The sequence below is a fragment of the Parafrankia irregularis genome (genome assembly GCF_001536285.1).
GTDB classification, from domain to species: Bacteria; Actinomycetota; Actinomycetes; order Frankiales; family Frankiaceae; genus Parafrankia; species Parafrankia irregularis.
Genome location: NZ_FAOZ01000004.1, coordinates 164,189 through 182,991, shown reverse-complemented (window position 1 = coordinate 182,991; position 18,803 = coordinate 164,189). Strand labels below are relative to the sequence as shown.

The window sequence follows — 18,803 nt, the reverse complement described above, 5'->3', positions numbered from 1 at the left end:
GACCTGGGCCTGCTCGGGGCCTGACCTGGGGCCTGACATGGGCCTGCCTGGGGCCTGATCCCGGAGGTCGGCCGTCGCCCGCTCCGCGGCGTTCACCTGGAGTTATCCGGCTGGATATCTCCAGGTGCGCCTGGCGCGCTTTGCCTCGGGAGGCGTGAACCGAAAAGACCCCGGCTCACCATAAATGGCTCGGTTTTTATTGGCGTGTTTCATAGCTGGCTCACAGGCGAGCCAAAGGCTAGCGCCAGCCTCCTCGGCAACGCTGGCACCATGATGCTGGACGATGTCGAGTCGCGGCCACTTTCGGGCGTGACCTCAGGGCCTGCGACCGCAGGCACCGACGCGACAGGCCCGGATGTCGAGATCGTCATTCCGGTCTACAACGAAGAGAACGATCTTGGCCCCAGCGTCCGCAGGCTGCACGCCTTCCTGGGGCAGTCCTTCCCGTTCAGCACCGTCATTACGATCGCGGACAACGCCAGCACCGACGGGACCTGGGCGTGCGCGTCCCGGCTCGCCCAGGAGCTGACCGACGTCCGGGCCGTCCACCTGGAGCAGAAGGGCCGCGGTCGGGCGCTGCGGCAGGTCTGGCTGGCCAGCACCGCCCGCGTCGTCGCCTACATGGACGTCGACCTGTCGACCGATCTCGGCGGGCTGCTGCCGCTGGTGGCGCCGCTGATCTCCGGGCATTCGGACCTGGCGATCGGGTCCCGGCTGGCGCGTGGGTCGCGGGTGGTGCGCGGGCCCAAGCGTGAGGTGATCTCCCGGTGCTACAACCTGTTGCTGCGCACGACACTGCGCGCCAGCTTCTCGGACGCGCAGTGCGGCTTCAAGGCGATGCGGACGGAGGCCGCCCACCGTCTGCTACCCCTGGTGCTGGACAGCGCCTGGTTCTTCGACACCGAGCTGCTGGTGCTGGCCGAACGCTGCGGCCTGCGGATCCACGAGGTCCCGGTGGACTGGGTGGACGACCCCGACAGCAGGGTCGACATCGTCGCGACCGCGCTCGCCGACCTGCGCGGCGTGGCGCGGGTGGGCCGGGCCCTGGCAACCGGCCGGCTACCCATCGGTCAGCTGCGCGCCCAGCTCGGCCGCGCGCCGCTGACGTCTGATCTGCCAGAGGTTCCGCCCCGGCTGGTCCGGCAGCTCGTCCGGTTCGTGGCCATCGGCGTCGCGAGCACGGTCGCCTACCTGATCGTGTTCGTCCTGCTGCGCGGGTGGCTCGGCCCGCAGGCCGCGAACCTTCTCGCGCTGCTCCTCACCGCGGTCGCCAACACCGCCGCCAACCGCCGGCTGACGTTCGGCGTCCGCGGTGTCGGCGCCCGGAGCCACATCGAGGGCCTGGTGATCTTCGCGGTCGGGCTGGCGCTGACCAGCGGCGCGCTCGCCGGCCTGCACGCCCTCGCCGACGAACCAGGCCGCGGGGTCGAGCTCGCGGTGCTCGTCATCGCGAACCTGGTGGTCACGGTGCTGCGCTTCGTCGCCTTCCGCGTCTGGGTCTTCCACCCGCGCCGCGGGACGCCCGGAAAGGTCGTGTCCTCGTCCGGGCCTGCCGTTGCGCCCGCTCCGTCGCCACCCACGTCGCCGCGAACGCCGCCGGCGGCCACCGTTGTCCAGCCCCAGCCCCAGTCCCGTCCCCCGGCCCAGTCCCAGGCCCGTCCCCGGAATCCGGAAAAGGATCGATGACAGTCAACAGGAATGTCGAGGCGCCGCGTTCCGGCGAGCCGAACGCGGGTGCGCTGCCCGGCGGGCCGCCTTCCGGTGGTCCTGCCTATGGCCAGCCATACGCGAGCCGGCCCCTTTCGGCCACGCAGTACGGGGGCGACTCTCCGGCGGCGGGCTCAGCGGCGGCCGGCCAGGCCGAGGTCATCCCGCCGCCGGTGCAGCGCGGTCCGGAGGACGAGGACATCCGGGCGGCGGAGCAACCGGCCCAACCGGAGCGGCCGGCCCAGCCCGACCCGCGAAACCCGGGTGCGGGGCACCGGGCGGGTGGCGCGACCCCAGGTGGGCGGTTCGCCCGGCTGGTCCGTGGCCGGCCGGACGATCCACGCTGGGTGCGCCCGGCGCTGTTGGCGCTGCTCGCCGCCACCGCCGTGCTCTATCTGTGGGATCTGGGCGCCTCGGGCAACGCCAACAGCTTCTACGCGGCGGCCGTCCAGGCCGGCACGCTGAGCTGGAAGGCGATGTTCTTCGGGTCGCTGGACTCGTCGAACTTCATCACCGTGGACAAACCTCCGGCCTCGCTGTGGATGATGGCGCTGTCCGGGCGCATCTTCGGTTTCTCCAGCTGGAGCATGCTCGTCCCGAACGCGCTGTGCGGGGTCGCGACGGTCGGGCTCCTGTACGCCACCGTCCGCCGGGTCGCCGGGCCGGTGGCCGGCCTTCTGGCCGGGGTGCTGTGCGCGCTCACCCCGGTCGCCGTGCTGATGTTCCGCTTCAACAACCCGGACGCCCTGCTCGTGCTGCTGCTGGTCGTCGGCGCCTACGCGGTCACCCGTGCGCTGGAGGCCGCGTCCTGGCGGTGGCTGGTCGCCGCCGGTGTGGCCGTCGGCTTCGCCTTCCTGACCAAGATGATGCAGGCGTTCCTGGTGGTTCCCGCCTTCGGGCTGGCGTACCTGATCGCCGCTCCGACCGGCTGGTGGCGCCGCGTCGGCGGGGTGCTCGCCGGCGTCGGCGGCATCCTGGTCGGGGCCGGCTGGTGGGTGCTCGCCACCGACCTGTGGCCGAAGAGCTCGCGGCCCTACATCGGTGGCTCCGAGGACAACAGCGTGCTCGGCCTGGCGTTCGGCTACAACGGCCTGGGCCGGATCTTCGGTGAGAGCAACGGTCCGGGCGGCGGTGGCGGCGGCCGAGGCAACCTCCCCGGTGGCCAGGCCGCGCTTACCGAGATCGAGCAGTACTTCAGTGCGAACGGCGGCCCGCCGGGAGGCGGCGAGTTCACGATGAACGGCCCCGGTGGGGGTGGCGGTGGCGGCGGCTTCGGCGGCGCCACCGGCATCGACCGGATGTTCGGCGACAACTTCGGCGACCAGATCTCCTGGCTGCTGCCCGCCGCGCTCGTCCTGCTGGTCGGCGGTCTGTGGGCGACCCGGCGGGCGCCGCGTACCGACCGCGCCCGCGCCGGGCTGGTGCTGTGGGGTTGCTGGCTGCTGGTGACCGGCCTGACCTTCAGCTACATGGAGGGCATCGTCCACGAGTACTACTCGGTGGCGCTCGCCCCCGCCATCGCCGGCACCATCGCGATCGGTCTGCATGAGCTCTGGCGCGCCCGCGGCGAGATCATCTCCCGGGTTTTCCTGGCGGCGGGCATCGCGGCCGCCTCGATCTGGCCGTACGTCCTGCTCGGCCGCAACGACGAATGGCAGGGCTGGCTGCGGCTGCCGGTGCTGGTCGCCGGCCTGGTGGGCGCGGTCGCGGTGCTCGCCGGCCCGCTTCTGCTCCGTGTCGGGGCGGTCGCCGCGCGCGCAGGCCAGCGTGTGGTCCGCAGGACGGCGGTCGCGCTCGCCGTGGTCGTCGCCTTCGGCGCGCTGGCCGCCCCGGCGGGCTACGCGCTGGAGACCGCCTCGCAGCCGCACACCGGTTCGATCCCGCTGGCAGGACCGTCCGGCGGCGGCATGGGCGGCCTCGGACGCATGGGCGGCGGGCCGGGCATCGCGGAGGCGAACGGCGGTCAGGGCTTCCCCGGCGGCGGTCAGGGCTTCCCCGGCGGAGGCGAAGGCTTCCCCGGCGGCGGTCAGGGCTTCCCGGGCGGCGGGACGACCGGGAACGACAGCGCGACCGGGAACAGCGGAACGACCGGGAACGGCGGCGCGACCGGGAACAGCGGAACGACCGGGAACGGCGGCGCGGGCGGGAACAGCGGCACGGGCGCGGGCGGCGGCATGCGCGGCGGGGGCATGGGCGAGGACGTCAGCGACGAGCTGGGCAAACTCCTCGCCGAGGGCGCCGAGGGCTACCGATGGGTCGCCGCGACGAGCACCTCGCAGTCGGCCGCGTCGATGGAGCTCGCCAGCGGGGGCAGCCCGGTGATGGCGATGGGCGGCTGGTCCGGCAGTGACCCGGCGATCACCCTGGAGCAGTTCAAGCAGTACGTCAACGACGGCGAGATCCACTACTTCATCGCCGGCGGCATGGGTGGCGGCACGTTCACCAACATCGCGACCAGCGGCACCGGAGAAACCGCGCAGTCCGGAGGCACCGGAGGCACGCAGTCCGGGGCCAACGGCGGCACGCAGTCCGGTACTGGTGACCAGAACACCGGCGGCGACGCGGCAACGGGCACCGGCGGCATGCCCGGCTTCGGCGGCGGGGGCGGCGGCTTCGGCGGCAACAGTGAGATCTCGACGTGGGTCACCGAGAACTTCACCGCGCTGACCGTGGGCGGCCAGACCGTCTACGACCTCACCCAACCGGTGAACAGCTAGAAACGAGCAGGTCCAAACCCGTAGGTCCTCTCTCCACGCCTGACCGTGGAGAGAGGACCTGCCACGGTCGGATCCGGGGAGTCCGGGCAAACCCGATCTCGCGATGGTCAGTGCCGCGACGTCAGCCGCTGGCTAGACTCGGTCACGATGCGCCTGATGCTGCTCCGACACGGCCAAACCCCTTCCAACGTCGCCGGTGCCCTCGATACAGGGCTGCCGGGAGCCGGGCTGACCGCGCTCGGTCACGCGCAGGCACGGGCACTGCCCGACGCGCTCAGCGGGGAGCCGATCTCGGCGATCTACACCTCGCTCCTGGTCCGCACCCAGCTCACAGCGGCCCCTCTTGCCAACGCATGCGGCCTGCTGGCCAAGGTCGAGCAGGGCATCGAGGAGATCGCCGCCGGCGACCTTGAGCTGCGCAGCGACAGGGAAGCCGTCACGACCTACCTCGACGTCATCAGCGACTGGATCCACGGCGATCTGGACCGCACGATGCCGGGTGGGTACGACGGTCGCCGGTTCGTCGCCGGATACGACACCGCGGTCACGAGCATCGCGGCCGCGCATGACGATCACGACACCGTCCTGCTCGTCAGCCATGGTGCCGCGATCCGGGCCTGGGTCGGCATTCGGGTCGGTGGCGTCGGTTCCGTCGAGGATCGGTGGCTCTCGAACACCGGAATGGTCACGATCGAAGGCGATCCCGCGGCCGGCTGGAACCTGGTTCAGTGGCACGGCGAGCCGCTGGGTGCGTCCGCTGCCCCTGAGGTCGCCGCGCAGGATGTCACCGGCGCCCCGGTGCGCGAGGCCGTCGCCGAGAACCGCACAGCCGGGTAGCCCTGCCCGCCCGGCATCGGTCTGGCGGCCCGTGTCCACTCGCCGCCTGGCCACCCCCCGGGATCCGGCACCGTCGCGCCGAACCGGCAATTCATCTCAAGAGAGACAAAAGGGGCGGAGAGTAGTTTGGCGTTCCGCAAGAGCTGCGGATTTTGGTTGTTCGAACGACCAAAATCCGCAACTCTTGCTTGGCAGCAACCGAAATCCGAAGCCCGGGATTCCGCTACATGCTCCAGAAGCCAGAGCAACCAAAATCCTTAGCACTTCCTACTCGCCCGCCGGGCGTCTTCTGGGCGACGGCTTGTTGACGACTCCACAGGCGGCTGCGATGCTTGATCCGGCTCAGCGAGCCTTCTCCATCTCACGGTCCACGGTCAGGGATTCCGCGGGTCCGTGTCGACGATGAAAAAGGCTCGGTCGTCGAGACGGCGGTAGAACGCTGGGATGTGAGCCACCGGGCCGGCGTCGCAGGATCCGCGCGTCGCCGCCTGCATGTGATGCGGTTGCACGTCATCGCTTCAGGGCCGGTGGTTGACACCACAACGTTGTACCGCCCGACCGGCGCGGAGCCATTTCAACCTGGCTCCCTGCGGAAGGTCGACAGAAAATGAACATCGCATTCGTGGGCGACGTCCACGGTTGTGTGCTGCATGCGCTGGGTGCGGCGGTGCTTCTCCAGGAACGGCGCGGAATCAGGCTCGACGCCGTGGTCCAGGTCGGGGATCTGGGCGCCTATCCGTCGGCGGACCGGCTCGACGAGCCCAGCCGCCGTTTCGGGCGGGATCATCCCGCCCAGGGCGACTTCCTCCGGCTGCTGGATCCATCGCCGTCGCTCGCCGAAGGCGTGCGGCTCGCGCTCGAACGCATCCCCTCGGTGCTGTTCGTCAGCGGCAACCACGAGGACCACGACTGGCTGGCCTCGCTGCACGAGGCGGCCGCGGGCGCGGCGGTCGTGCCGGTGGACCCGCTGGGCGCCTACCACCATGTGGCCTGCGGGAGCGTGGTGACGGTCGCCGGAGCAGGAGTGGCGTTCCTCGGGCTGATCGAGTCCGCCGGGAAGATGGATCTGGACGACGTCGCCTACGCCCGGCTCGTCGACACCGCGCCGGGCACCGTGGACGTCCTGGTCACCCACGACGGCCCGTACGGGATGTCACGCGACCGGCGCGGGAACGTGCAGGGCTCGCCGAAGCTCTCCCGGCTCATCGAGCACCTGCGGCCACGGCTGCATGTCGGCGGCCACTACCACCACTCCGGGGAGCCGCGGCACTACGGCCCGACGACCTCCTACGTGCTCCACCAGCTGGTGCGGCCCAAGGCCACCCGATGGGACCCGAACCCGGTCAACCCCGAGCAGCGGGTGACGGCCGACAGCATCGGTCTGTTCGACACCGAGACCGGCGAATTCGCCTACGTCCGCGACGAGTGGCTGACCGAGGTGAGCGGAGACGCACTCGACCTCGCCGAGCTCGTCGCCGCCACGGCCCGCTGATCGGCGGGCATGCCGTTCTCCAGCCGGGCGACGTTCTCCAGGCGGGCGACGTGGTGCAGGTAGCCGAACGCCTGCCGATAGGTGTCCAGCAGGGATGTGTGGGTGTAAGGAATCTCGTTGGCCCGGCAGAAGTCCCGCACCAGCGGCCGCACCCGGCGCAGCGACCTGCGGGGCATGCTCGGGAAGAGGTGGTGCTCGATCTGGTGGTTGAGGCCGCCGAACAGATAGTCGACCACGCGCCCACCGTCGACGTTGCGCGCCGTGGCCGCCTGCCGCCACACGAAGTCCGTCCGCGGGCTGCCGTGGACGATCGGCATGCCCTTGTGGTTCGGCGCGACCACCAGCGCGAAATAGGTGCCGAACACACCCTGCTGCACCAGGACGAAGACGACCGCGTGTACCGGGTCGAGCACAGCCACCACGAGTCCGGCGTACACCAGCGCGAACAGCGCCAGCGCGAGGAACTCGGGCCCGCGATGACGACCGCCGCCCCGCACCAGGAACTGCACGCTTTTCACATGCAGCACGAATGCCTGCAGGGGAAGGGCGACGCAGATGACCGCCACCTGATGGCGGACGACCAGTCGGGCAATCCGGCCGCGCTGCCGCGCCGGCTTCGGATAGAACGAGACCATCTTGTTGTCGATATCCGGGTCGAGCCCCACATGATTCGGGTTGAGGTGGTGGCGCCGATGCTTGTCGACCCACCAGCCGAAACTCAGCCCGATCGCGAGATTCGCGGCCAGAATGCCGAGGGCGTCGTTCCCGCGCCGTGAGCGGAACACCTGGCGGTGCCCCGCGTCATGCCCGAGGAAACCGATGTGCGTGAACGCGATCCCCAGCCAGGCGGCGACGAGCACCTGCCACCACGAACGGCCGACCAGCACGAAGGCGGCCCACCCTCCGACGAGCAGCGCCAGGTCGGCGGCGATGCGCCCGGCGTAGTACCTCGGGTCGCGCTGTAGATACCCGGCGTCCCGCACGAGGGTCAGCAGCTCGGAGCCGCGGGCCCGGTCCGGTGGCGCCGCGAGGGTGCCCACCGGTCTGATCTCGATGAACGTGGACATCGACACGCCCCTTTGCGACCCCGGCCGTCGAGGAGACGGGCTCCACGAAGCTCGGCGTGCCGTGAGTGTGACAGCCAGGTGGGATGACCGAAATGCGCGCGCGCCGGGTTCGTCTGGAATCCGAGAATCTCGTCGCCCAGGGTTCCACCGGCGGCCATCAGCACCACAGCTGGGCTTTCCAGCGCATCCGGCGTGCCGCGACGCGAGGCCTCGGCCGGACGGACCTTCTCAATATCGATTTCCCGATAACGGGCGACCTGCCCGGCGTAGGCGGCGTGCGGGACGGGTGCTGAGGCCTGTGGCCCGCACGCGTGCTGTCGCCTCGCCCGCTTCGGAGTTCGCTGGTTCCGGCTCTCGCCGGAGCTGATCCTGCCGGCTGCGCGGTGAGACATCCCGGCTACATGGCGAGCCGTGACGGTAACCACGAGTTTGCAAGCATACGCCCTAAGTGGTGGTTTCCACGGGGCGCGACCGGCTCAACACCCCCCGACTGAGTCCTCTAGTTTGCAGCTGCGAATCATAGGCAACTACTGTTCAGTTGCAGGTCGACCGAGGGGAGCAGGATCCGTGGGAAGCGTCCCTACCGACCCGATGGCCGCGTGCCTGCCGGTGGCGATCGAGATCATGACCGCGTACACCGACTCAGCCGACGACCCCGCCTTCTTCTGGGAGAGCGTCCAGCGGGTGATGGCCGACGGCGCGCAGCGCACCAACCCGGCAGCGGCCATGGCCGAGCTCGTGCTCGGGCTGGCGACGCTGTGCGGCATCGCCCTGAACGACCTCGCCGACCGCTCCGGATCGGACGTGGCCACCCGCGACGTCCTGCGCGCGATCCAGCGCACGTACGTCTCCGGCGCCGCCGGTCCCGCCCGGCCAGCCGGCCCGGCCGAGAGCAGCTGAGAACGGCTGAAAACGGCTGAGAGCGGCTGAGACGGCGAGGCGTCTACTCGCCCACGAACCGCACCACGGCGCGGTCCGCGCACAGCGGGCCGCCAACCACACACCCACCACCAACCAGTGAAGGACGACCAGGTGAGCGTCTACACCCTGCCCGATCTGCAGTACGACTACGCCGCGCTGGAGCCGGCGATCAGCGGCCAGATCATCGAACTGCACCACGACAAGCACCACGCGACCTACGTCGCCGGCGCGAACACGACCCTGGAGAAGCTGGCCGAGGCCCGCGACTCCGGCGACTTCGGCGCCATCGTCGGCCTGGAGAAGACCCTCGCGTTCAACGTCTCCGGCCACATCCTGCACTCGATCTACTGGCAGAACCTCTCCCCCGACGGCGGCGACAAGCCCGACGGCGCCCTCGGCGACGCCATCACCGAGTCCTTCGGCTCCTTCGACAGCTTCAAGGCCCAGCTCACCGCCGTCACCACCACCGTCCAGGGCTCCGGCTGGGGCATCCTCGCCTACGACCAGCTTTCCGGACGTCTCCTCGTCGAGCAGGTCTACGACCACCAGAGCAACGTCGGCATCGGCAACACCACGCTGCTCGCCTTCGACGCCTGGGAGCACGCCTGGTACCTGCAGTACAAAAACGTCAAGGCCGACTACGTGACCGCCCTGTGGGACATCGTCAACTGGGCCGACGTCGCCGCCCGCTACACCGCCGCCAGGCAGATCACCTCGGTCTGACGCGGCCCGGCCCGCGCGCAGGCTCCGCGCACACCACCCGGCCGGCCGGGACGGCACCCAGCCACCTGGCCGGCGGGGTGGCAACGCGCCATCCGCCACGGCAGACGCCACCGGCGGCGAGGCTCCGGGCACCCTTCCCGACGCCCGCGGAGCACCGGGATCGAACTGGTATCCGAGCTGGTATCCGGACTGGTATCCGGCCGTTGAGCAGGTCAGCCGCGCAGTGCGTCCACCAGCGCCCCGAGCTCGTCGTCACGCACGGTGCCGGACAGACCGATCTGTACCCGGTCGACCAGCCCGCCGTAGCGGCGGGCCACCTCACCCGGAAGATCCTCGGGCGCGCCGACGATGGCGAACGCGGCCAGGACCTCGTCGTCGATGGCGTCGCCCATCTTGTCCCACGCGCCGAGCTTGGAAAGCCGGGTGAGCTCCTCGCCGAGTTCGCCCCAGCCGTGATGGTCCAGCACGGGCCGGTAGGCAGGCGTCGAGGCGTAGAAGGCAATGGTGGCGCGGGCACCCCGGGCGCTGGCCGTGACCTCGGCGTCATCATGCCCGAGCGCGGTGAAGATCGGGACGCTGACCTCCATCCCGCCACGGGAGCGCCCGGCCCGGTCAAGCCCACGCTGCAGGTTGGCGAGCGTGACGTCACGCAGATAGGCCGGCGTGGTGAACCCGTGCGCGAGGTAGCCGTCGGCGACCTCGCCGGCGACCGCCGTCATCGCCGGTCCCACGCCGGCGAGATAGATCTCCGGGTCGCCGTGCTCGCTGGGGCCATGGTTGAACATCGGGGTCATCAGCGTGTGCTGGTAGAACTCGCCTTCGAACCGCAGTGGGCCGCCGGTCTGCCAGGAGGCCCAGATCGCCCGAAGAGCCTGTACGTACTCCCGCATCCGCGCCGCCGGGCTGGACCAGGGCATCGAGAACCGCCGGACGATGTGCGGCCGGATCTGGCTGCCGAGCCCGAGCACGAACCGGCCGTGGGACTGGCGGTGCAGGTCCGCCGCCGTGACCGCGACGGTCATCGGGCTCCGTGCGAACGCCACCGCGATACCGGTTCCCAGCGAGATCCTCGTGGTCGCCGCGGCCGCCAGCGTCATGGGCAGGAACGGGTCGTGCGCCACCTCGGCGGAGATCATCCGGTCGAATCCGCATTCCTCCGCGCGCAGCGCGATCCTGGCGGCATCAGCCAGATCGCACTGGGTGATCGCGTCAACCTTCATCGATGTTCCCTCCCGCCGGTGGTTCGCCGGACGCATGGCGATGCCCGTTCTCTACAGTGCTACTACGGTGCGACCTGTGGTGCGCCGGTTCTCCATCGCCTCCAGCCACTCGGGGACCTCGGGGAGCTCGATGGTCCGGCTGACGACCGGGCGGACAACCCCCTTTCGCACCAGCTGAAGTGTGCTGTTCCAGATCTCGATGCACTTCGCCGTCGACATGAAGTTCATTCCGAACGCCCGGGAGGGGCGCGGGTCCTCCACGGCCATGAAGCACACACCGCAGATGTCGAAGTTGCCGTAGATGCTGGGCTGAAGATTCACCCCGGCCTTCTCGGCGGCGGCGTCCGCGGAATAGCCGATGATCAGGTGGCGCCCGTTGAACGCCATGACACGGAACGTGTCCAGCGTTGTCTGCCCGCCGACGGTGTCGAACGCGACGTCGACGCCTCTTCCGTTGGTGACGTCGAGGACCTGGGCGACGAAGTCATCCTGCACGTAGTTGACGGCGTAGTCCGCGCCGAGCTCGCGGGCCAGTTCGAGCTTCTCCGCCGAACCGGCCGTGGCGATGACGGTGGCCCCGAACGCCTTGGCGAGCTGCACCGCACCGGAACCGATCCCACCGGCCGCGGCATGGATCAGCACGACGTCACCTGCGGCCGTGCGGGCGCGTTCCTTCAGCGCCAGCCAGCTGAGCAGGTACGGGAAGTACATCGCGGCCGCGTCGGCGGCGGTGAGCCAGGACGGGATGAGCTGGATGGTGCGGGTCGTCAGAAGAGCGGTCGACGCGTAGCCGCCCTGGCCATTCGCCGTACAGCCGACGACTCGTGCGCCGAGAAGATGATCCGCCCCCGGACCGACGCTCTCGACGGTGCCGGCGGCGAGCATGCCCGGGACGAAAGGCGGCTCGGCCCTGAACACCCAGCGCCCGTATATGGAGTCGATGTCGTTGAAGTCGAGGCAGAACGCCTCAGTCCTGATGCGGACCTCGCCCGGAGCTGGTTCCCGCACCTCCACCTCCCGCAGCTCAAGCGCGGTCGTCGGCGCGGCGTGCCGGGTCGCGACCCAGCTTTTCGCCAGGGCGGCCTCGTTCTTCGTCACGGTTCTGCTCTGCTCCTCGTCTGTGTCTGTCTGGCGTGCCCGTCGGTGATGCGGCCGCGCGTCACCGGTTCACCCAGCGAGGCGCGCGTTTCTCGACGAAGGCCATCCGGCCCTCGTAGGAGTCCTCGCTCGTGAACAGGTCGTCCATCGGCCGGGAGTAGGCGCTGACCGCCGCGACCGGATCCGGGAACGCGGCGGCCTCGGCCATTGCGTCCAGTGAGACCCGGATCGAGGTCGGTGACGACGCGATGATCTGCGCCGCCAGCTCCCTGGCCGCCGGGAGCGCCTGTCCGGCGGGGGCGACCCGGTTGACCAGCCCGCGGCTGTGAGCCTCCTGGGCACCGATCGGCCGGCCGGTGAGGACCAGCTCGTTGGCGAGCGCCGGGCCGACGGCCCGCGGCAGCCGGACCAGGCCACCCTCACCGGCTGCCAGACCGACCTTGGCCTCACTCAGCGCGAACCGCGCCAGCTCGTCCGCCACGACCAGGTGGCACGCCAGCACGATCTCGAAGCCCCCGGCGAAGGCGAAGCCGTTGACGGCGGCGATGACGGGCTTGTTCATCCCGGCCCGCCGGGTCAGGCCGCCGAAACCGCTGACCGGTACCCACATCGGGTTCCCGCTCGCGTGGTAGATCATGTCGCTCCCGGCGCTGAACGCGGTGTCACCGGCGCCGGTGATGATCGCCACCCAGAGGTCGCGGTCGGCGAAGTACGCGTCGAAGACGTCCTCGAGCTCGTCGTTCGCGGGCGGGTGCAGCGCGTTGCGCCGCTCAGGCCGGTTGATCACGACCTCGAGAACGTGATCGTCCCGCCGGACTTCGAGGAACTCGTAGCTCCCACGCAGCGTGGGAACACGCCTCGGCAGGAGCCGCTCCATCCGGGCGCTCGAGACCGCGACCCGGTTACCGACCCCCAGGGCACGCGCGTAGACCCGGGTACCGATCGCGGTGCCGGCGGCGAGCCGTCCGGTGAGATCGTCGTCGCCGTCGGCCACGAGCGCGAGGAACCGGCGGCCGTCGTCAAGCCGGCCCACGACGATGCCGGTGTCAGGCCGGCCGTCGCGATGGTAGGTGAGGGTGCCGGTCTCGACGGTGCCCCAGCCTTCGGCGTTGCGGGCGATGCCGGGCACGGGCACGGCGTCCAGCTGGTCCTGCCGGGTGGCGGCGCGGTCGGGCGCCCACGGCCGCGGCACGCGGGAGTAGACGCCGACCGAGTACTTGCTCAGCATCCCGCCGTTCGCGCCGACCAGCCCGGACGCGGTGGGCCCGGCCACGCGCAGCCGCTCGACCGTGGTGGCGATCGCGTGCATCGCGTAGTTGTTGCCCGCGCCGCCGAAGAACGGCAGGCCGCCGGTGACGGTCAGGCCGCGGGGGTCGTCCGGCGCGAGCCCCAGCTCGTCGCAGATCGCCGACACCGCGATCGGGAAGCAGCTGTACAGGTCGATGGTGGTCAGGTCGGCCAGCGTGATCCCGGCCATCTCGAGCGCGAGCTCGACCGCCGCCACCCCGGCCGGGAACCGGCTGAGGTCCTGGCGGTCGAGCAGGTCCCGCTCGCGCAGGTCCGCGTGGCCGTGCAGGAAGACCCAGCGGTGTTCCGGGACCCCGAGCCGACGGGCCGCCTCGATGGAAGTGATCAGCACGGCCGCGCCCTGGTTGACGTTCTCGCGAGCCATCAGTGCCCTGGTGTACGGCTCGACGACGAGGCGGTTGCGTTCGGACGGCGTCGCGAGCTCGTCGACACTCCGGGCCGTCGGCGCGGAGGCATGCGAATGGCACGCCGCGGCAGCCGAGAACGGAGCGAACAGCGCGCCCATGGTGCGCGCGTAGCTCGCGCGGTCGAGTCCGAGGCGGGCGCGGCGCGCCTCCTCGAACAGCGCGTACTGGTGAGCGGGCGTCGCGAGCGCGTGGCTGGTGAGGTAGCGGGAGAACAGCCCTCTGCGGCCGTGGCCGCGGTCCTCGAGATCACCGTCGACCTGCTCGGAGAAGTCCGGCGGGTCGTCGCCGGCGACGAGATGTCTGACCGTCGAGATGGCTTCGGCGCCGACGAGGAGCGCGACGTCGACCTCGCCGGTGGCCACCATGGCGCCGATGTCGTTCACCAGATGCTGCGGCGAGTGGCCTCCGGCCACGTCCAGGAGCGCGCGGCGAGGCGCCGCGCCGAGACGGCGCGCGACCGCGCGCGGGAAGTTGTTCGGGCGTCCCAGCGGTGCTGTCGTCGTGGGTGACGAGTTGTCGAACTGGCGCACCCCGGCCACGAGGTCGATCGCGCCGCGGAGCGGGGACGCGTCCGGGCCGCCCGCGTCGGCCAGCGCCCGGCACGCGGCCTGGGTCGCGAGCCCGACGGGCGAGATCCCGCGGTAGTCGGGCTCGCCGATCCGCTCCGAGGACTGCCCGACGCCCACGATCACGGGCGTCCTGGGGCCGACACTTACGTACGACATACGTATGAAAATAGGCCACGCGGGCCGTTCGTGTCCCAACCGGCCGAGAGCCCCCCGGACCGAAGCGTTCGGCCGTGCGCGGTCGGCCGTGCGCGGTCAGCTCTGCGCGGTCAGCTCTGCGCGGTGAGCGCGCCGAGCAGAAACCCGATCAGGTCTTCCACATAGGTGTCGATCTTGGCGGCGACCTCCGGCTTCAGTCGCTCGGGGGTCGATGTCGCGTGCATCGTGATCGCGCCGATGAACGTGTCGAGGAACAACGTCACGGATGTCCTGGCCGGTAGCTCACCGCGGTCGATCGCCCGGTGCACCATGGCCCGCGCGGCGTGCACCTGCGACTCGCGCAGGTGATCCCAGCGCTCCGCCACCCCGGGGATCTCCCGCGCCTCGAGCCCCATCCGCTCCACGGCGCGCCGCTCCGGGCCGAGCCGCAGCACCGAGAGCTGGCGCCCGAGCTCACGCAGATCACCGCGCAGCTCGCCGGTGTCGATGTCCCTGATGTCGGCGATGCCCGCGGCCAGAGCCGCGGAGAGCAGCTGCTCCTTGGTCTGCCACCGCAGGTAGAGGGACGGCTTGCCGACGCCCGCCTCACGCGCGACGGCTTCGAAGGTGAAGCCCGACCAGCCGACCCGCCCGAACAGCCGCGTCGCCGCGGCGAGGATCCGCCGGTCGATCTCCCGGTCGCGGGGGCGGCCGGGAGCCGGGCCGGTGGACGCTTCCGCAGCGGTCACATATTCCCCTTTTACGTACGGAACTCGTACAGTAATGTCTCTCGTCGTCGGGCGACCCGGCCCCGCCGGGACCTGCGCACGGAGGTTGACGACACGTGGCTCCCACGATCCCACGCGAGCAGATGGCGGCGCTGTTCCAGCCGCGCTCCGTCGCCTTCATCGGTGCCAGCGAGTCGTCCGGCTTCTTCCGGATCTCGTGGGACCTCGTCGAGCGGTTCGGCGCGCGGGCGCGCACTCATCTGATCAATCCGCGTACCGCGAACGTTTTCGGGCAGCCCGCCTACGAACGGTGCGTGGACGTGCCCGGCGGCGTCGACTGCGCGTACATCATGGTGCACCGAGGCATGGTGGCCCAGGCCGTCGAGGACGCCGCCGCCGCGGGAGCCCGCTCGGCCGTGGTCCTCTCCGCCGGTTACGCCGAGACCGGGCCCGAGGGGGCGCGGGCGCAGGACGCCCTCGTCGCCCAGTGCCGCGAGGCCGGGATCACTCTGCTCGGCCCGAACATGCTGGGATTCGCCAACGTCGCGGCCGGTGTCGCCGCCGGCGCGCTGCCCGGCATCCAGCCACGCCGCGGCCAGGTGGCGCTGGTGTCCCAGAGCGGCGCGGGAGCCGGGTCGCTCACCCGGTTCGCCGCCACCCACGGGATCGCGCTGAGCTTCGCCGTCACGACCGGCAACGAGGCCATGGTCACGGCCGAGGACGTCCTCGACTACCTGATCGACGACGACGACACCCGCGCCATCGCGGTGTTCGCGGAGACGCTCCGCCAGCCCGCGCTCTTCCGGGAGGTGGCGCGCAGAGCCGCGGCGGCCCGCAGGGCTCTCGTCATCCTCAAGGTCGGCTCCAGTGACCTCTCCGCACGCACGGCGCTGGCACACACCGGCGCCCTCGTCGGCGACGACGCTGTCATCGACGCCGTGTTCCGCCAGGACGCGGTGCTGCGCGTCGACCACCTGGAGGAGTTGCTGCATACCGCGAACCTGGCCGCGGCGACCGGGCCCTGGCGCTCCCCGGGAGTCGGTGTCGTCTCCCTGTCCGGTGGCGCCTGCGACGTCGTCGCGGACCGTGCCGAGGAGGTGGGTCTCCCGCTCCCGGCACTGTCCGCACGCACTGAGCAGGACCTCGCGGCCGTCGTGTCGGATCTCGGCCACGTCCAGAACCCGCTCGACGTCACCGGCGCAGGCATGAGCGACCTGTCGCTGCTGCCACGGGCAGCGGAGATCGTCGCGTCCGACCCACGGGTCGGTTTCGTCGCGGTGATCGGCGGTCGCCCGACACCGGCACCGATGCCCGCGATCGCGAAAGCGCTCCAGTCCGCCGGTGCGCCCGGCGCCTACGTGGCCACGGTCGACAGCGCGCTGGACGAGGAGACAGCCCAGGTGCTGGCGGAGTGCGAGCTGCTCTACCTGCCGAGCATTCGCGACGCGATGACCGCGATGGCCAGGGTCTCGTGGTGGGGGCGGCGGCTGACCGAGCTCGACCACCAGTCAGCGGACGCCTCAGGTGACCTGACGGCCAGCTCGAGTGACCCGACGGCCAGCTCAGGTGACCTGACGGCCACCACGCGCACGGTGGTCGCCGGCTCGCCGCTGTCCGAGGCCGAGGTTCGCGACCTGCTCCGCTCGGCCGGTGTTCCCGTGGTGCCCGCCGACTTCGTCAGCACGCGGGCGCAGGCGGTCGAGGCCGCGGTGCGGTTTGGTGTCCCCGTCGCGCTGAAGGCCGTGTCGCGCGACCTCGCGCACAAGAGCGACGTCGGTGGTGTCCGCCTCGACCTGCGCGACGCCACGCAGGTCGGCGAGGCCTACGACGCGATCTTCGACGGGATCGCGGTGGCGGCTCCCGCCGCGCACGTCGACGGGATCCTGGTGTCGCCGATGCGCACCGGCGGCATCGAGCTGATCGTCGGGGTCACCCACCATCCGGGCTGGGGCCACGTTCTCGCGGTCGGCCTGGGCGGCGTCCTCGTCGAGGTCATCCGCGACACCGTCCTGCTGCCGCTGCCGGCCGGCGACGACGAGATCCGGCGTGCCCTGCACAGCCTGCGCGCGGCCCCGCTCCTGCGGGGGACCCGAGGCCGTCCTCCGGTGGACCTCCCGTCGCTGGTCACGGCGATACGTGCGATCGCGGACCTGGCGACCGCGCTCGGGGACTCGATCGACACGCTCGAGATCAATCCGCTCCTGGTCGGCCGCGACGTCGTCGAGGCACTCGACGGACTGCTGACCTGGCGCGGCGGATCAGGAAGCCCCCGTTCATGAACCCGATCGTCCGCGCAGGAACCGATCGCTCCCGCACTCGGTGAACTCCGGCGCACCTGAACTCCTGAAGGGATGAAGCCATGGCGACCAGCACCGCGCGGGCCGAGAGGCCACCTGCCGTCGACGCGTCCGCCGACCTGCAGACCGACATCCTGCGCCGGCAACGGGCGGCGTTCCTGCGCGAGGGGCCGCCGAGTGTCGAGGTGCGCCTCGAGCGAATCGACCGTTTCGTCGCGGCCGTGCTCGACCATGCGGATGACCTGGTCGCCGCGCTGCACGCGGACTTCGGCAGCCGGCCCGAGTCGATCAGTCTCAGCTCGGACATCATGTCGATCGTCCTCGCGCTGCGGGTGGTCCGGGAGAACCTGCGGGACTGGATGCTGGACGAGGAGGTCCCCGGCTCCGCGGCGCGCGGAACACCGACCTTCATCCAGGCCAGGCCCAAGGGCGTGGTCGGGGTGATCGGCCCGTGGAACTTCCCGGTCACGCTCGTGGCCGTTCCCGCCATCGAGGCCCTCGCCGCCGGCAACCGCGTCATGATCAAGGTTTCGGAGATCCCGTCCCGCACCGCCGACGTGCTTGCCGGCGCGCTCGCCGCCCGCATGCACCCGGACGAGGTCGCCGTCATCCGCGGCGACGCACGGACCGCGGCGGCGTTCGCCTCCCTGCCGTTCGACCACCTGATCTTCACCGGATCACCGGAGGTCGGAGCACTGGTGGCGGAGGCAGCCGGGCGCAACCTGGTCCCCGTGACGCTGGAGCTCGGCGGGAAGAACCCGGTCGTGCTCGGCGGTGACGCGGACGTCGCGCTGGCGGCGCAGCGGATCGCGGCCGGCCGGCTGCTCAACGGCGGGCAGGTCTGCCTGTGCCCCGACTACGTGTTCGTACCGCGGGCCCGCCTCGACGAGTTCGTCGCCGCCTACGGGTCCGCCGTGCGCCAGCACTTCCCCAGCTACCTTCACGATCCGCAGGCGGTCTCGCTGGTCAACGACCGCAACTTCGAGCGCGTTCGGGCGCTGATCGACGACGCGGCGGCCCGAGGGGCACGCGTCGTCCACATCGCCGCGGAGGGCGAGCAGGGAACCCTCCCGCCCGGCTCCCTGTCCGACCCCGGGCGGCGGCTGATACCGCCGACGGTCCTGCTGGACGTCACGCCTGACATGCGGGTGGCGCAGGAGGAGATCTTCGGCCCGGTCATCGCCGTCCACGGGTACGACCAGCTCGCGGACGCCCTGGACCACATCGCGGCCCACCCGTCTCCGCTCGCGGCGTACTGGTTCGGACCGGACGACCAGGAGTTCGAGGAGTTCCTTTCCCATACGACGTCGGGTGGCGTGACCCGCGACGACGTGCTGGCGCACTGGGGCGTCGACGGCGCCCCGTCGGGCGGCATCGGGCGCAGCGGAATGGGCGCCTACACCGGGAAGACCGGCTTCGACACCTTCAGCCACCGGCGCACGGTCACGACCGCGACGGCTTCCGTGGGCGTCGCCCAGGGGCTGCTGCCACCCACGGCCGAATCCCGGCTCCCCGGCATGCGAGCGCTGATCTCGCAGACGCACGCGGCGATTCTGTCGCGCCTGGACGACTGACGG

The 18,803-nt window shown here is 71.0% G+C and carries 14 protein-coding genes; 9 read left to right on the top strand and 5 right to left on the bottom strand.

Translation table 11 applies throughout. The features are described from left to right. Positions 1 to 270: 270 nt before the first annotated feature. From AWX74_RS07815 to AWX74_RS07800, 4 genes are all read left to right on the top strand, one after another. Entirely contained in the window at positions 271 to 1,686 is a 1,416-nt protein-coding gene (locus tag AWX74_RS07815) for a bifunctional glycosyltransferase family 2/GtrA family protein (protein WP_091273197.1), read from the top strand. Next, on the top strand, positions 1,683 to 4,424 hold the full coding sequence (locus AWX74_RS07810; protein WP_091273196.1) for an ArnT family glycosyltransferase: 2,742 nt from the start codon (positions 1,683 to 1,685) through the stop codon (positions 4,422 to 4,424). Before AWX74_RS07815 ends, AWX74_RS07810 begins: the two co-directional genes overlap by 4 nt. 156 nt (positions 4,425 to 4,580) lie before the next feature. After that, positions 4,581 to 5,261 carry a histidine phosphatase family protein gene (locus tag AWX74_RS07805; RefSeq protein WP_226931145.1) on the top strand — a complete coding sequence of 227 codons (681 nt, stop codon included), beginning with the start codon at positions 4,581 to 4,583 and terminating at the stop codon, positions 5,259 to 5,261. A 607-nt stretch (positions 5,262 to 5,868) separates the two neighbouring features. Beyond that, on the top strand, positions 5,869 to 6,753 hold the full coding sequence (locus AWX74_RS07800) for a metallophosphoesterase family protein (RefSeq protein ID WP_091273194.1): 885 nt from the start codon (positions 5,869 to 5,871) through the stop codon (positions 6,751 to 6,753). Here AWX74_RS07800 and AWX74_RS07795 read toward each other — a convergent pair. Beyond that, on the bottom strand, positions 6,672 to 7,820 hold the full coding sequence (locus AWX74_RS07795; protein WP_091273719.1) for a fatty acid desaturase family protein: 1,149 nt from the start codon (positions 7,818 to 7,820) through the stop codon (positions 6,672 to 6,674). The two genes, AWX74_RS07800 and AWX74_RS07795, sit on opposite strands and share 82 nt — an antisense overlap. Positions 7,821 to 7,903: 83 nt before the next feature. Here AWX74_RS07795 and AWX74_RS07790 point away from each other — a divergent pair, with 83 nt between their 5' ends. The 3 genes from AWX74_RS07790 to AWX74_RS07780 all read left to right on the top strand — a co-directional run bounded on the left by AWX74_RS07790 (position 7,904) and on the right by AWX74_RS07780 (position 9,464). Next, positions 7,904 to 8,113 carry a hypothetical protein gene (locus AWX74_RS07790; RefSeq protein WP_091273193.1) on the top strand — a complete coding sequence of 70 codons (210 nt, stop codon included), beginning with the start codon at positions 7,904 to 7,906 and terminating at the stop codon, positions 8,111 to 8,113. A 274-nt stretch (positions 8,114 to 8,387) separates the two neighbouring features. Next, entirely contained in the window at positions 8,388 to 8,720 is a 333-nt protein-coding gene (locus tag AWX74_RS07785) for a hypothetical protein (RefSeq protein ID WP_054570736.1), read from the top strand. Between the two features lie 132 nt (positions 8,721 to 8,852). Further along, positions 8,853 to 9,464, top strand: coding sequence for a superoxide dismutase (locus AWX74_RS07780; protein ID WP_091273192.1), 612 nt, complete (start codon positions 8,853 to 8,855; stop codon positions 9,462 to 9,464). A gap of 212 nt (positions 9,465 to 9,676) precedes the next feature. Here AWX74_RS07780 and AWX74_RS07775 read toward each other — a convergent pair whose 3' ends face one another. The 4 genes from AWX74_RS07775 to AWX74_RS07760 all read right to left on the bottom strand — a co-directional run bounded on the left by AWX74_RS07775 (position 9,677) and on the right by AWX74_RS07760 (position 14,950). Beyond that, positions 9,677 to 10,684, bottom strand: a complete 1,008-nt coding sequence (locus AWX74_RS07775) for a TIGR03617 family F420-dependent LLM class oxidoreductase (RefSeq protein WP_091273191.1) — start codon at positions 10,682 to 10,684, stop codon at positions 9,677 to 9,679. Between the two features lie 51 nt (positions 10,685 to 10,735). Beyond that, positions 10,736 to 11,782, bottom strand: coding sequence for a zinc-binding dehydrogenase (locus AWX74_RS07770; protein WP_091273190.1), 1,047 nt, complete (start codon positions 11,780 to 11,782; stop codon positions 10,736 to 10,738). Positions 11,783 to 11,843: 61 nt separating this feature from the next. Continuing rightward, the gene (locus AWX74_RS07765) at positions 11,844 to 14,189 is read right to left on the bottom strand and encodes an enoyl-CoA hydratase-related protein (RefSeq protein ID WP_242666129.1); all 2,346 of its coding nucleotides are present in this window, start codon (positions 14,187 to 14,189) and stop codon (positions 11,844 to 11,846) included. A gap of 143 nt (positions 14,190 to 14,332) precedes the next feature. After that, positions 14,333 to 14,950, bottom strand: a complete 618-nt coding sequence (locus tag AWX74_RS07760) for a TetR/AcrR family transcriptional regulator (RefSeq protein ID WP_091273188.1) — start codon at positions 14,948 to 14,950, stop codon at positions 14,333 to 14,335. A gap of 95 nt (positions 14,951 to 15,045) precedes the next feature. Between AWX74_RS07760 and AWX74_RS07755 the strand changes: the two genes are divergently transcribed. Next, complete coding sequence (locus AWX74_RS07755; RefSeq protein WP_131799427.1) at positions 15,046 to 17,208, top strand: acetate--CoA ligase family protein; 2,163 nt, start codon at positions 15,046 to 15,048, stop codon at positions 17,206 to 17,208. A gap of 80 nt (positions 17,209 to 17,288) precedes the next feature. Then, positions 17,289 to 18,800, top strand: coding sequence for an aldehyde dehydrogenase family protein (locus AWX74_RS07750; protein WP_091273186.1), 1,512 nt, complete (start codon positions 17,289 to 17,291; stop codon positions 18,798 to 18,800). Positions 18,801 to 18,803 lie beyond the last annotated feature (3 nt).